The sequence below is a fragment of the Tateyamaria pelophila genome (assembly GCF_019966495.1).
Taxonomy (GTDB): Bacteria; Pseudomonadota; Alphaproteobacteria; order Rhodobacterales; family Rhodobacteraceae; genus Tateyamaria; species Tateyamaria pelophila.
On record NZ_JAIMIA010000062.1, the window covers coordinates 14,976 to 29,168 of the forward strand.

The following is a 14,193-nucleotide window of genomic DNA, read 5'->3' on the forward strand; positions in this document are numbered from 1 at the left end:
TCTTTATGTGCATACATAATAATCTGTCAAGCGGAGTGAAACATGACCAGCATTTGGGCTGAGACGGCCTTGTTGCCATCGGGCTGGGCATCGGATGTGCTTATAGAAGTCGGCGCAGATGGTCGTATCGACGCGGTTCAAATCGGCGCAGCGCCTGATGGCCGCCGCGTCCCGATACTGCTGCCCGCCCCCGTCAACGTGCACAGTCACGCTTTCCAGCGCGCCATGGCCGGGTTGACCGAGCGGCGTGGTCCGGACCCAAAGGACAGCTTCTGGACCTGGCGTCGCCTGATTTTCCGCTTTCTTGATTGTCTGACGCCAGAGCAGATCGAGGCCATTGCTGCTCTTGTGCAGATGGAAATGCTGGAGGCCGGGTACGGCGCGTCCGTCGAGTTTCATTACCTGCATCACCAACCGGGTGGCGCGGCCTACGCGGATATTGCCGAAACATCGACGCGCATCATGGCAGCGGCAGAGCAGACAGGCATCGGGTTGTGCTTGCTGCCGGTGCACTACCAGTTCGGCGGCTGCAACGGGCGTCCTCTCGCGGCGGGGCAGATCCGGTTTGGCAACACGATGGAACAGTTCCAGACGCTGCACGCCGCCGCAGGGGCTGCGATGAAAGGGGCCTGCGCTGATGCAAGCATGGGTGTCGCGCCCCACTCCTTGCGGGCCGTCGGCATCGCTGACCTGCAATCCTATACAAATGCCTTTCCGACCGGGCCGATCCATATGCATCTGGCCGAACAAACCGCGGAGGTCGACGAGGTGATGCGCCACTGGAACGCCCGTCCGGTTCACTGGGCGCTGGAGCACCTTGATCTGAACGAACGCTGGTGTCTGATCCATTGCACGCAAATGACGGCTGACGAAACCATTGCTCTTGCGCGCACAGGGGCCGTGGCGGGCCTGTGCCCAATCACGGAAAGCAGCCTTGGGGATGGCATATTCGACGCGGTGCGGTGGGTCGAGGAAGGCGGTGCATTTGCAATCGGCTCAGACAGCAACATCCGCATTGCGCTGAGCGAGGAGTTGAGGACGCTCGACTATTCGCAGCGTTTGCGCGACGGCTCGCGCGCGGCGCTGGCCTCGGCAGAGCGATCTACGGGTCGTCGGATGTATGACGCCACGTTGCAGGGCGGTGCGAAAGCTGCCGAGCGTCGATCAGGGCGCATTGAAGTCGGCTATTGGGCTGACATGCTGAGCCTTGATGGAACGTCGGAACATCTCTGGGGCAGATCCGGCGATGACATTCTGGACAGTTGGATATTCGCGGGGGACGATCACCTCGTCCGAGACGTGTGGTCAGCGGGACGCCATGTGGTCGTGGACGGCAAACATGTGGCGCGCGCGCAGATCGTTGCCGCCTACAAGCAGGCTGTCGATGCTCTGAAAGGTGCGATATGACCCCATCTTCATTCAGAACCTGGCAAAGCGTTCAGGCCGAAGTCTTGCGGCGCATCCATGCGCGGGACTGGAAGCCGGGTGATTTGATCCCGAACGAAGCGGATCTGGCCGTGGAATTCGGATGCGCGCGCGCCACGGTGAACAGGGCGCTGCGCGCTGTGGCTGAGACAGGCCTGCTTGACCGGCGGCGCAAGGCGGGAACGCGCGTTGCGGCACAGCCTGTGGCCAAGGCCACGCTGGAGATTGCGGTGATCCGCCATGAAGTCGAGGCGCGCGGTGACACCTATGACCATCTCTTGATCGAGCGCCACTATCTGACGCCGCCCCTCGCCATCAGCGGTGCGATGCGGACAGGATCGACAGAAAAGCTGCTGCATGTGCGGGCCTTGCATCTGGCAGAGGGTGCGCCCTATGCGCTTGAAAACCGCTGGATCAACATGCGGGTTGTGCCCGAGGCCATGAACGAACCTTTTGATCGCGTCAGTGCCAATGAATGGCTGCTGCAACACGCCGCTTACACCCATGGTGACATCGCCTTCAGTGCGATTCAGGCGAACGGCGCAGACGCTGACAGCCTTGGAATCGCCGAAAACAGTGCGGTCCTGGCGATAGACAGGCTGACCTGGAACCGGGAGGCATCGGTGACGAAAGTGCAATTGCTGTTCACGCCCGGATATCAACTCCGAACGGGTCTATAGGCCGACGACACGATTGTTTTGGCGGACGATTGCGATCTCACGAGACGTCGCCGTGCAACGGAGGTTTCATGCGCATACGTAAACCCGCTTTGAGCCCTGCGGACCGGCCGTTTCGGACGCGTCGCGGTGCCATTGGCGTAAAATGACCGGTTCCTTTACGCGATGGGGGCCTCGTCCAGAGGCCAAACCTTAACACAATCACTGTCGTAGAAGGCTTCTTCGATTGTATCGCCGTCCAGAGTGACGGTCATGAAACCATTCTTGACCAACAGGCCGCAGTCGAGTTTTGGCGACTGCGCAAAAAACTCGATATGATCAATGAAGCCTGTCTTTTTAAAAGGTGGCGTCCTGTTCACTTTTGCCAGACCCCAAGGCGCTCCGTAGGGCATGGATGCGTGACCGGTGCAGCGCATGCGGCAGACCCCCGGAATGGCGGGGCCTGATGGTGTGTCCATGACCTTTTTCGGCGCGTACACGATCCCATCATGGATATGCCCAAAGTACCAATAATCCGGCAGCGAATTGCCCAGTGCCGCGGCAACGTCCCGTAGCAGAGATTTGCCATCGCTGATCTGCTCGATCTGCCCGGTCAGGTCAAAAGGCGTGTGATGGGTCATGACGATGGTTTTCTTGTTGCTTTTGCCCTTGCGCATGGCTTGCACGAAACTGATCTGATCGTCGCTGAGCGCACCATACATTTTGAGGAAATCCGGACTGCAATACGCGCTATCCAGATAAAAGATCTGCCAATCATCGTTTTCGATCATGCCATAGGAAAAACCATTTTGGTGCGCAAAGATGGGGCTGGACAGCGCGTCCTCGAACAGGCCCCAGGCGCCGGTATACATTTCGTGATTGGAATTCATGGTAAAGGATCGACCCGGCTTCAAATCGTCCTTGGGCCAGAAGTCGACAAGATGCGCGTTTTCATAGCCTGACCCGAGAAAGGGACGTTTGAGCGAAAATTCCGGAGTGCCTGTGTAATATACATCGCCGAGGTGAAACAGGTAATCGGGATTGAGTTCCATCGCCGCCCCGCGCACGGCAACGGCGTCAGCAGCCCCAGTGCCCCAGTCGCCTGCAATGGCAAACATCGTTTTGCCCCCGCGCGCTGCGTCGGCCTGGATTGATCCCACGAGGGGACTGAGAGCCGGGTTTTTCGGGTCCGGTACAGGCCACGGATACTTCTTGTAGTCATGATTGACCAAAAGCATGTTGATCGGCGCCTCGAGCCAGCGCAAATCCAATTGACCAAAGTCATTGATTTCCCAAGAGGTGCCATCGGGCGAAATCGCCGTGTTGTTCTGAGCCGCCAATTTGATTTTCTTGTAATCACAGAGTGTGACCGTCGGTTCCGGGATCAGACCAAGATCATCGACAAGTTTCAGGAACTTGAGAAAGACATGTGGTATCTCCTCTTCGTAAGGAATCTGGTCGGGATTCTTGGCCCAGAATGGTAAAATCCCGAATTCGATCTCGCCGACCGCAGGGATTTCAGGCCGGTGATGCGGTGGTTCGAGATACGGGACGATTGCCTTCAGCATGGCATCGGCCTCTTTCAGAGATTCGTGCAAGTCTTCGAGGTCCTTGATGACCTCGATAGGGTCGAACGTGAGGGCAAGTTGCTCAGCGGGCGGTCTGTCCTCCGGTTTCCGGAGCAAAAGGTCAAGTTTCGGCGAAATGGCCGCTTCGCCTTGGATCATGGCAGGCATGGTCGTGCTCCCTCAACTGTGTTGGTGACTGGTTTGACCGCAAGTATTCTACCAACGGTAGCGCTGAATTTTTCATTTGACCAACATAGTTTATGTGCCAATCAAAACGCGGAGCGCTTGTTCATTGAAATTCAGGCCTGTTTTCATCTGAAGCAATCCACCTTGAGCCAAGGCGATCTGGATAAACTGCACAATCTGTCGTCAAACAGTGATACAACCACTGTGGTCACGCTGATCATTGGTGAATTTTGGCCGGGCTTCTTGGATCGTCCAGACGCGTGGATCCAAAAAACTTATGAGCAAAGGATGCCTGTCAATACGCACCGGGATCAGTCACCCAGGCGGCCAGTTCGGCATGGGTCGGGAACCAGACATCGCCCTTGGACCTGGCATGTTGGACAAGGTGGTCGAGTATCCAGATCCGTGAGCGGTAGCCGATGACGAATGGGTGCATGACCAGTTGGCACACGCCACCTTCAGCGTATGCCGCGTCGAATTCACGGCGGAAAATATCGAAAACCGCTTCGGGTGGCGTCCACGGACGGGTAGGCGGGGCGCGATTGAACAGAAGGTAAACGGCATCGTCGCGCACCCAATCGACCGGTATTTCCACGACACCGGTTGGGTGCCCATTCGAGAGAAGTTCATAGCAACTGTCGTCGGCCATCATCGAGCTGTCATAGGCAAAGCCCAATTCGGCGACGAGGTCGATCGTGTCTGCGCTCAGATCCCAATTGGCGGCGCGGTGGCCAACCGGTTCAACGCCCGTCATGTCGCGCAGAGCGTCGCGGGAGCGCAGCATCAGGTCTTTCTCGACGTCGCGGGTCAGCAGAGATGTATTTTCATGTATCCAGCCATGTACGCCGATCTCGTGACCTGTATCGGCGATGGGGTTCAGGGCGTCCGGTTCGATCAATCCTGCGACGGCCGGGACGAAAAAGCTCGCGCGCACATCATGTCTGGCTAGGGTTTCGAGGATACGAGGCACGCCGGTGCGGCGCCCGAACTCCCCCCACGCCATGCGCCCGATCGCAGCGCGTCCTGTTCCCAGTTCGAAGGTCTCGTGATCGCAGTCGAACGACAGCGCGAAAGCACAACGCGCTCCGCCCGGCCAGCGTTTGGGTTTCAAGGGTTTGCCGGCGCGCACACGGGTTACATCCGCGCGCCACTCAGCCTCGGGTGTCTCCCACGGCCTGTCCGTGTTCATGTCCCCAGAACTTCGTGCAACGCATCCTTGAGGGCGGCGGCTACGATATCGATTTCGTCCCTGGTGATGGACAGAGGCGGTGCAAAACCCATGATATCGCCTTCGGGCATCGCGCGCGAGATCACGCCGCGTCTGAGCATGGCGTCCGCCACCTTGGGTGCCACACTCATGGTCGGAAAGAAGGTGCGCGAGGCCGGGTCGTCCATCAACTCGACGGCCGCCAAAAGACCGTCGCCCCGAACCTCGGCGACATTGCGATGATCGCCGACGGCGGCCAGCAATTGTTGTTTGAGATAGGGGCCGTTTTCCGCCGCCTGCGCGACCAGCCCAAGATCGTCGATCAGATTGAGGGTCGCGACACCGGCTGCCGCCGAAACAGGGTGGGCCGAATAGGTCCAGCCATGGCAAAGGACGCCGTGTTCGTCCGTGCCCTGGCTCAGAACGTCGAAAACGCGGTCCGAAAGGATCGATCCGGACAGGGGCGCATAGGCGGACGTCAGCCCCTTTGCGATCGTCATGAAGTCGGGCTTGATGTCATAATATGTCGAGCCGAACATCTCGCCCATACGGCCAAAGCCTGTGACGACTTCGTCTGTTATCAAAAGAATATGATGGCGGTACAGAACCTCCTGAACCCGCGCCCAGTACCCTGCCGGCGGAGGCAGGATACCACCGGTCCCCATGATCGGCTCGCCGATAAAGGCGGCGATGGTCTCGGGGCCCTCGCGATCAATCATGTCTTCAAGGGCTGTGATCAAGTGATCGAGGTAGTCCGCCTCTGACATGTCCGCGTCCGGCCTACGCAGGTAATGCGGCGTTTCCGTATGCAGAAAACCCGGCAGTGGCAGATGGAACCGCGCGTGATAGCCTGCGAGACCAGTTAACGAACCGGAGACCAGACCCGAGCCGTGATACCCGCGCCAACGGCTGATGATCTTCTTCTTTTCGGGCTGGCCGCGCAAGATGTGATAGTGCCAGGCGTATTTGACATTGCTCTCATTCGCATCTGACCCGGACAGACCGAAATAGACGCGCGCCATATGATCCGGTGCCCGGTCCATGATCATCTTGGCAAGCCGGATTGCCGGTTCGTTTCCGTGACCCGCGAAAGAGTGAAAGTATGCCAGTTCATGCGCCTGCTTTGACATGGCATCGGCAATTTCGGTCCGGCCATAGCCCGCGTTCACGCAGTAAAGGGCTGCAAAAGCATCGAGCATTCGGTTGCCATCGCGGTCCGTGACATAGACGCCGTCGCCCCCTGTCATAATGCGGCCCGGCGTATCGCCCCGCGCGTGCTTTGCCACATGCGTGGTGGGGTGCAACAGGTTGTCACGATCCCAAGCGGCGAGCTCATCGTTGATATGTGCATTCAGGGTCATATGAGTGGCTCCAATCGGGTGTTCGCGATGAACTCTGGCACGCTTGCCTGATTGGGCAAAGCGACAATGAAGGCGACCATGCTGGCGACCGTTTCTGGCGTCAGGCGATCCGCTTTGGGTGTCACGCCCGGAAGATGGGCGATCAGGTCCGTATCGATGGCGCCAGGACACAGGGCCGTGGCCCGCACGCCGTCATCCCATCCGGCCTGCCGCACAGCTTGGGTCATGGCAAGGAGGGCGTGCTTGGTCATCGAGTACCCAATGGATGTGCCGGCCCGGAACCGTTTGGCATCAGTGGACGCGATGTTGATGACGCGCCCCGCACCACTGGCCTTGAGATGGGGCAGCGCGGCACGGATCAGTCGAAACGGGGCTTTGACGTTGACCGCCCACAGATCGTCAAGGTCGTCTTCGGAGCCTTGATCAAAATCCACCATGCGCAAAATTCCGGCATTGTTGATCAGTGCATCAAGTTGGCCAAACTGATCGACGGTGGCCTGTACCCACGCGGTGGCGCTGTCTGGATCGGTTGCATCGAACGGGCTGACCTGAACACGCTCCGGGTCCGCAGTGAACCGTTTGGCCTGTGTGGTATCGCGCAGGCCAAGCGAAAGAGACCAGCCATCCGCCAAAAGCTTGTCGGCGATGGCCGCACCAAGCCCCCGACCAGCACCGGAAACCATCGCCACCTTTTTCATCAGAACAAGCCCTGATACACGCCGCCGTCGTTCACGATGTTCTGTCCGGACATAAAGCCCGCCTGCGCAGAGCACAGAAACGCAATGAGGTCGCCGCATTCCTTTGGATCCGCAAAGCGGCCAGCCGGGCAGGTGTCCTTGCGGTTCTGGACAATCGCTTCATAGGTCGTGTTGCCGCGTTTGGCATGGCCATGCAGGTTGGTATGCAACGCATCCGTGTCAAAAAGCCCGGGGCAGACTGTGTTGATCGTTACGTTATGCCCGATCAGGTCCCGCGTCATGGCGGCGGTGGCACCCGACAGGGCAAGACGTGCTGCATGGCTGTGCGCAAAGCCAAGCTGTGGAAATTTGATGAAACTCACCGACATGTTGACGATCCGTCCGAACTTGCGGGCTTTCATGCCGGGTGCGACGGCCTGCATCATTTCGACCGACGATAGAAAATGGGCCTCCATCCAGTATCGCCAATCGTCAGGTGTGATGTCTTCCCACGGTGTCGGCACTTGCCGGACGCCGGGGTTGGACACGAGGATATCGACTTCGCCTGCCACTTCGAGGATGGCGGCGCGCCCGGTCGCATCGGTGAAATCGGCCGCGATGGTTCTGACCTCGACGCCTGTTTCGTTGCGGATCGTGTCAGCAGCCTCCATCAGGGCCGGTTCACTGCGCGCATTCAGCGTCACATCTACGCCTTCGCCTGCCAAAGACCGTGCGGTCGCGTATCCAAGGCCGCGACTGGCAGCCGTCACAATGGCGCGTTTGCCTTTCAGTCCTAGATCCATTCCTGCGTTCCTTTGTTGGGTGTTGTTTAAGCATGGGCGGGGATGGGCATCAATTTCTCGAGCCCCGCGATGAGGGTTTCCAGAGGCGCACCATCCAGATCGCGGTAGGGTGGGCGCATATGACCACCTCCCGGATTGCCCTGATGGTTCATCACCGCCTTGGTCGCCGGATACAGCGTGCGACCGCCCGTCGTGAACAGTTCGGTCAGGGCGATCCCGGTTTCTTGCAGGGCCCAGGCCGCCTCCATGTCCCCGGCTTTTGTCTTGTGCCACAAATCAAGACAACCGGGCGCCCAGACGTTCGGAAAACAATCGATCAATCCGTCAGCCCCTGCAAGCGTTGCAGGCACGCCGAATATCGAAGACGGGCCGCAGAACACCCGGATGCGGTCTTTGACGCGGTTCAGGGTGGCCTGAAAATTGTTCCAGTCACCACTCGATTCCTTGATTGCGACAACCTTGTCCAGATCGGCCAATCGATCAGCAATTGCGGGGGTGATCGCATTTCCCGCGTTGCCGGGGATGTTGTACAAGACGACCGGCAAAACGGAGCGGTCGGCGATCGCCTCGAAATGGGCTATGATTTCCGCGTCCGTCACCCGGGCAAAATAAGGCGGCATGACCAGAACACCATCGGCCCCTGCCTCTTTGGCGGCAAAGATCTGGTCGATGATTTCCTCTTCGCGGATACTCCCGGTGCCAACGATCGTCGTGCCACGCCCTTTGCTCGCATCCACTGCAAGCTTTGCCAGTCTGGCCCGTTCGTCCAACGTGAGCGCCCAGAACTCGCCGGTGCATCCCGCGACGACCATGCCGGTGGCCCCTGAGTCAAACAGCCTTGAGAGGTTGGCGAGAAAGCTTTCCTCGTCAATCTGCAAATCAGAGGTAAAGGGCGTGGTGGTGGCGGGCATTGGCCCGGACCAGTTTACGGAATTGCGGTTCAAGATATCGCCTCCTTCAGTGTCGCGTGGTTGGCCGCTTGCGCCTCGACCGCCGGGTCCTCCCGGTTCAGTCGCTTGCCGGTTGGGCCTTCCGCAAAGAAATGCGCCTGCGTGGCGTCGATGCTGAATTGAACGGGCGCGCCCGTTTTCCAGATCTGATCCGGGGCTGTGCGGCCAGTCATGCGCAAATCCCCTGCGAGGCGCACGACTGTAATGTTCTCATGGCCGGTCTGTTCGACGAGTTGAACGGTGCCGGTGATGGGACCAGCCCCGATGTCGAGGCCTTCGGGACGGATCCCCATCGCTGCAGGCCCGGGCCGGGCATCGGGCCCGAGGTGGCCCGCGTCGACGGAAAGTCCCTCGGCCTCGAACAGCCAGCGACCGTTTTCCTCGCGCAGTTCGCCATCGACGATGTTCATGCCGGGTGTCCCGATGAAGCTTGCGACGAAGCGGTTCGCAGGGGCGCGATAGACCTCTTGGGGCGGTGCGAATTGCTGCAGTTTGCCGCCTTCCATCACGGCGATGCGGTCGGACATGGTCATCGCTTCGAGCTGGTCATGGGTGACGTAGACCATCGTGCGCCCAAGGCGTTGATGCAGTTCGATCAACTCGGCCCGCATGTAGCCGCGCAACTTTGCATCGAGGTTTGACAGCGGCTCGTCGAACAGGAAGACCTTGGGGTCGCGCACCAGCGCGCGCCCCAGTGCGACCCTTTGTTGTTGACCGCCAGACAGTTCTTTGGGCTTTCGGTTGAGCAACGGCGTCAGTTGCAGCATCTCGGCGGTCTTGGCGACCATTTCCCCGCGCTCGGCTTTTGGCACCCGGCGCTTTTTCAAAGGATAGGCGATGTTCTGGCCAACGGACATGTGCGGATAAAGCGCGTAGGACTGAAACACCATCGCGATATCCCTGTCGCCCGGTGCCACATCGTTGACGACGCGGTCACCGATGCGGATCTCGCCGGAGGTCGGAAACTCCAGTCCGGCCAGCATGCGCAAGGTGGTCGTCTTGCCACATCCCGACGGTCCAAGCAGGGAGATGAACTCGCCCTGTTGGATATCCAGATTCAAATTCTCCACCGCAGAGAAGGTCCCAAATTTCTTGTTCACGTTCGACAAGACCACATCGGCCATCGATTATCCTTTCACACCACCCGCGCCGAAACCGCGGGTGAGATAACTTTGCAGGAAGGCGAAGACGACAATCAGCGGCACGCTCATCATCACCGACGCGGCCATCAGCAGCGACCATTCGATATTGAACGACGAGATCAGCATGTTCATCACGCCGGTCGTCAGGGGCCGCGCCTCGTCGGAATTCACCAGCACCAGCGCATAAAGGTATTCGTTCCATGACAGGATGAATGTGAACAAGGCCGTGGAAATAATGCCCGGCAAAAGCTGCGGCAGGATCACGTCCCAGAACGCGCCCAGCCGGGATGCGCCGTCCACCAGTGCCGCCGATTCCAGATCTTCGGGGATGCCCGCCATGAAGGACCGCAAGAGCCACAGGGCATAGGGCAGGGCGAATGTCGTGTAGGCTATGACCAAAGATGTGATGGTGTTGGACAGGCCAAGTTGCACCAGCATCAGATACAGCGGCAGAATCAGCACCACGGAAGGCAAAAGGTAGGTGAAGAGCACCAGAAATGCGAGGGATTCGCGGCCCCGGTACCGAAACCGCACAAGGCTGTAGGATCCCAGGGTTGCAATGGCGACGACCACAATCGTCGTGGTGGTCGACAAGATGACGGAATTCCAGAAGTAGCCGAGGAAGTTGGTTTCGCTCAGCAGTTTCCAGTAATGCTCGAATGTCCAGGTTTCGGGCAGGACGGTTGGCGGGCGGCGGAACAGTTCGAACTGTGGCTTGACCGATGTGACCAGCATCCAGAACAGCGGAAAGGCCACCACCAGAACGATTGACCATGCGAAAAGATTGAACGCGATCTTGCGAACCATCACGAGCCCTCCGTCCGGGTGCGGCGCATATACAAGAGCATGAAAACAAGCATGATCAGCATCATGATCACCGCATAGGCCGCCGCCATCCCCATCTGATTAAGCGAAAAGGCTTCTTTGTAGACCACGAGCGGCAGCGTCTGGGTCGACGTCACGGGCCCGCCCCCAGTCAAAAGGAAGATCAGATCGAATTCCTTGAAGTCCCAGATTGCACGGAGCAGTATAATGACCACAAGCACTTCACGAAGTTGCGGCAAGGTGACATCAAAAAACCGTGCAATTGGTCCCGCGCCATCGATCCGCGCTGCCTCGTAGAGTTGATCGGGGATGGATTGCAGACGCGCCAGCACAGCGATGACGACGAACGGGAAATATTTCCACGCACCGACCAGAATGACAGAGATCATCGCATTGGGCATCGTGCCCAGATAGTCGATTGGAAACTCGATAAGCCCTGCACTCATCATGAAGTGATTTAGTATGCCATAGAGATCGTTGAACAGCCACTTCCACACCAGAACCGCAACGACGGTCGATATGAAATACGGAAACAGGATCAGTGATCGCGCAAGGCTGCGAAACCAGATATTCTGATGCAGAACCAAGGCCATGCCGACGCCAAAGATGATCTGAAGGGAGAGCGTGCCGACAGTCCAGATCAGGTTCGTCCGGAGCGATGTCCAAAACTCACCCTTGGTCAGCAGTTCGCGGTAATTGTCCAGCCCGACCCAGGTTCCTTCCAGCGTTGGCGTAAAAATCTTGAACAGCGACAAATAGATGGCAGAGATCAACGGATAGACGATGACCGCGCAAAACACCAAGACGGTGGGTGCGATCAGAAGGAGGCCGAGCATGGAATACCGGCGCTCTAGAAGAGTCTGTTTTTGCATTGCCATTATATGTCGCTCGGGGTCGGGCTGCCCGTCAGGCGGCCCGACCTGTTTCGGCATCACCCGTTCATGATGTTTTCGATGGCTGTCGTGGTTTCGCCGATCACCTGATCCGGGTTTTCACCATTCAGGACGACGCGCTGGACCATATCCGCGATCACACCCGATCCGACGACCTCGCCGGCTTTCTCGTTGGATGGATGGTTCTCGCTCTCATATCCCAGGTTGAAACCGCCCGCCGCCGCTTGCGACATCAACTCGACCTCTGCCGGGTACTTCTGGATGATCTCGTTGGCCTGATACAAGGGGTTGTTGTTGATCGACTTGAGCACCGGCAGCACGTGACCGGGGGCCGCGTGCAACTGCTGGATATAGCCCGGCGGGTTAAACAGCGAGGCAGCGAAGGCTTTGGCTGCGTCGATGTTCCTGGATTGCTTGGGAATGAAAACGCTGGGGAAGTCGTTGAACGTCCATGTCGGGATGTCCGCCGATTTCGTGGGGTAGGTCACACAGGTAATGAAGTCCGCGATTGGCGGGTTTTGAGCGTTTACGTTGCCAAGAACGCGCCCGGTGTAGATGCCTGTGGCTGTTGCACCGGAAACAAAGGCCGTGATCGCTTCGCCCCAGCTGTAGTTGGTGGCGCCGGGAGGGCAAAGCTCGCGCATCGACGCATAGAATTCCAGCGCATCGCGCGTCGCCTGAGTGTCAAGGTTCACATTCAGATCGGTGTCGAACACCTGACCGCCCGCCTGATGGATGACGCCCACGAAGATGAGGGTCGTCATTGAATTTCGACCATAAGGCAGGACCGCGCCATAGATGCCGCCCTTCTGCATGGCCTGACAGGCGGTGCGCAGTTCGTCCCACGTTGTGGGGGCTTCCGCAATCCCTGCCTCTTCCATCAGGTCCGTACGCAGCCAAAGCATGTTTGCGGCGGAGTTGCCGATGCCGGTGCCGGCATAGTTACCATCAGCCGCTTTGAAGACGTCGTTCGCGCCGGGATAGAAATCGTCCACGCCGATGGCTTCGATCACGTCGTTGAAAGGCTCTAGCAAACCGTTGGCATAGTAGGACTGCGTTGCGAAAGAGGGTAGGTGGGTGACGATATCGGGCACCTCACCGGAGGAGAACGCGGCTGCAAGCTGGGGGGCGTATCCTTCGTCGGATGTTGTCTCGAATACCACCTTTATGCCGGGGTTTGCAGCTTCGAATTCGGCGATTTGCGCCTGGTAGGCGGCGACTTGGGCCGGGGCACCCTGCGGTGACCACCAGCGCAGAGTTGCGTCCTGGGCGGACGCCCGCATCGGGATTGCGGCCACTGCGGTGGCTGCAGCCATTCCCTGTAGCGCGCCTCGACGCGAAATTGATTTGCCGATCATTGACGGTTTATTCATTTCTGCAACTCCCTGAGCATTATTGTTCGCATAGCGCACGTTTGTTCAACATAACACTTGAACTATCGAGTCGCGCAAGGCGCTTTTTTCGCTGCCCGAGTTTTGGGGCGATTATTATGCCCTTGGCGCGCGTAAGGGCTGCGTGGTATCCGAATAAGCGTCCGAAGAGGCGCATATGAGAAAAAGTAACTGCGGGATCAAGATTTGACGAAAACTGCACCGGATAGACCGACAGCGCCAGCAGGTCTCATGACGGCTGAACCGGACCGTATGGATGAGGCTGATTCAAATGGCATGAACCCGCGTGACTATGTGAGCTCACTGGGACGGGGACTTGAGGTCTTGCGCGCATTCAACCGGACGGGGCGCAAGATGACGCTCAGCCAGGTCGCCGCCGAAACCGGTCATACCCGCGCAGGCGCGCGGCGTATCCTGCTGACGCTGGTACACGAAGGGTATGCGGTGGCTGACGGCAAGCTGTTTGATCTGACGCCACTGGTGTTGGAACTGGGACATTCGGTATTGTCGTCGAAAGGCGTTTGGGAAATCGCGAAACCCTTCATCGATCATCTGTCCGAAGACATTGGTGAAAGTGTGTCTGCGGCGGTTCTCGACAATTACGACGTGGTTTACGTGTCGGGCGCGCAATATCATCGCGTGATCAGCGTCGGTATATCGGTCGGCTCGCGTTTCCCGGCCCATTGTACCGCCAACGGACGTGTTCTTCTGGCCGCGCAGCCCAAAGAAAATTGGCCAGCGATGTTACGTGACATCGAACTGACCAAAATGACGCAAAAGACGGTGACGGAGCGCAAGGCCTTCAAGAAGGTGCTCGAACGGGTACGCGATCAGGGTTGGTCCCTCGTGGATCAAGAGCTTGAGATCGGGCTGATGTCCATTTCTGTTCCGGTTCGGACGAGTGCAGGCGCTTTGGTTGGTGCGATCAACGTGGGCGTTCCGACCCTGCGCATGACACCGGAGCAAATGGTGGCTGAAGTGCTGCCCAAGCTTCAGGCAACCGTTTCCAACATCTCGAGAGCTCTCATCGGCTAGAGCGTGTTGCACTTAATTGGCCTCATAGCCTGCTGCTCTGAAGAAGTTATAGCATTCCTCGTCTGAGAACAGGC

At 58.5% G+C, this 14,193-nt stretch carries 13 protein-coding genes; 3 read left to right on the forward strand and 10 right to left on the reverse strand.

Annotated elements, in window-relative coordinates:
* Positions 1-42: 42 nt before the first annotated feature.
* Both LC354_RS17240 and LC354_RS17245 read left to right on the forward strand, forming a co-directional pair.
* Complete coding sequence (locus LC354_RS17240; RefSeq protein WP_223426151.1) at positions 43-1,407, forward strand: formimidoylglutamate deiminase; 1,365 nt, start codon at positions 43-45, stop codon at positions 1,405-1,407.
* Complete coding sequence (locus LC354_RS17245; protein WP_223426153.1) at positions 1,404-2,105, forward strand: GntR family transcriptional regulator; 702 nt, start codon at positions 1,404-1,406, stop codon at positions 2,103-2,105. The genes LC354_RS17240 and LC354_RS17245 overlap by 4 nt, the downstream gene beginning before the upstream one ends.
* Positions 2,106-2,260: 155 nt before the next feature.
* Here LC354_RS17245 and LC354_RS17250 read toward each other — a convergent pair whose 3' ends face one another.
* From LC354_RS17250 to LC354_RS17300, 10 genes are all read right to left on the reverse strand, one after another.
* A complete protein-coding gene (locus LC354_RS17250) occupies positions 2,261-3,817 on the reverse strand; it encodes a metallophosphoesterase family protein (protein WP_223426154.1) in 1,557 nt (518 codons plus the stop codon).
* Positions 3,818-4,130: 313 nt separating this feature from the next.
* Entirely contained in the window at positions 4,131-5,024 is an 894-nt protein-coding gene (locus tag LC354_RS17255) for a polysaccharide deacetylase family protein (protein WP_223426156.1), read from the reverse strand.
* The gene (locus LC354_RS17260) at positions 5,021-6,403 is read right to left on the reverse strand and encodes an aminotransferase class III-fold pyridoxal phosphate-dependent enzyme (RefSeq protein ID WP_223426162.1); all 1,383 of its coding nucleotides are present in this window, start codon (positions 6,401-6,403) and stop codon (positions 5,021-5,023) included. The genes LC354_RS17255 and LC354_RS17260 overlap by 4 nt, the downstream gene beginning before the upstream one ends.
* Positions 6,400-7,101: an SDR family NAD(P)-dependent oxidoreductase gene (locus tag LC354_RS17265; protein WP_223426169.1), complete on the reverse strand. Its 702-nt coding sequence runs from the start codon at positions 7,099-7,101 to the stop codon at positions 6,400-6,402. Before LC354_RS17265 ends, LC354_RS17260 begins: the two co-directional genes overlap by 4 nt.
* On the reverse strand, positions 7,101-7,883 hold the full coding sequence (locus tag LC354_RS17270; RefSeq protein ID WP_223426171.1) for an SDR family oxidoreductase: 783 nt from the start codon (positions 7,881-7,883) through the stop codon (positions 7,101-7,103). The genes LC354_RS17265 and LC354_RS17270 overlap by 1 nt, the downstream gene beginning before the upstream one ends.
* Positions 7,884-7,909: 26 nt before the next feature.
* Positions 7,910-8,827: a dihydrodipicolinate synthase family protein gene (locus LC354_RS17275; RefSeq protein ID WP_223426172.1), complete on the reverse strand. Its 918-nt coding sequence runs from the start codon at positions 8,825-8,827 to the stop codon at positions 7,910-7,912.
* Positions 8,824-9,957 carry an ABC transporter ATP-binding protein gene (locus LC354_RS27710; protein ID WP_263289441.1) on the reverse strand — a complete coding sequence of 378 codons (1,134 nt, stop codon included), beginning with the start codon at positions 9,955-9,957 and terminating at the stop codon, positions 8,824-8,826. Before LC354_RS27710 ends, LC354_RS17275 begins: the two co-directional genes overlap by 4 nt.
* 3 nt (positions 9,958-9,960) lie before the next feature.
* The gene (locus LC354_RS17290) at positions 9,961-10,782 is read right to left on the reverse strand and encodes a carbohydrate ABC transporter permease (RefSeq protein ID WP_223426174.1); all 822 of its coding nucleotides are present in this window, start codon (positions 10,780-10,782) and stop codon (positions 9,961-9,963) included.
* Positions 10,782-11,636, reverse strand: coding sequence for a carbohydrate ABC transporter permease (locus tag LC354_RS17295; protein ID WP_223426176.1), 855 nt, complete (start codon positions 11,634-11,636; stop codon positions 10,782-10,784). Before LC354_RS17295 ends, LC354_RS17290 begins: the two co-directional genes overlap by 1 nt.
* A 95-nt stretch (positions 11,637-11,731) precedes the next feature.
* Positions 11,732-13,066, reverse strand: coding sequence for an ABC transporter substrate-binding protein (locus LC354_RS17300; protein ID WP_223426184.1), 1,335 nt, complete (start codon positions 13,064-13,066; stop codon positions 11,732-11,734).
* Positions 13,067-13,315: 249 nt separating this feature from the next.
* On the opposite strand from LC354_RS17300, the gene LC354_RS17305 reads away from it, so the two are divergent.
* A complete protein-coding gene (locus LC354_RS17305) occupies positions 13,316-14,119 on the forward strand; it encodes an IclR family transcriptional regulator domain-containing protein (RefSeq protein ID WP_223426186.1) in 804 nt (267 codons plus the stop codon).
* The last annotated feature ends 74 nt before the right edge of the window (positions 14,120-14,193 follow it).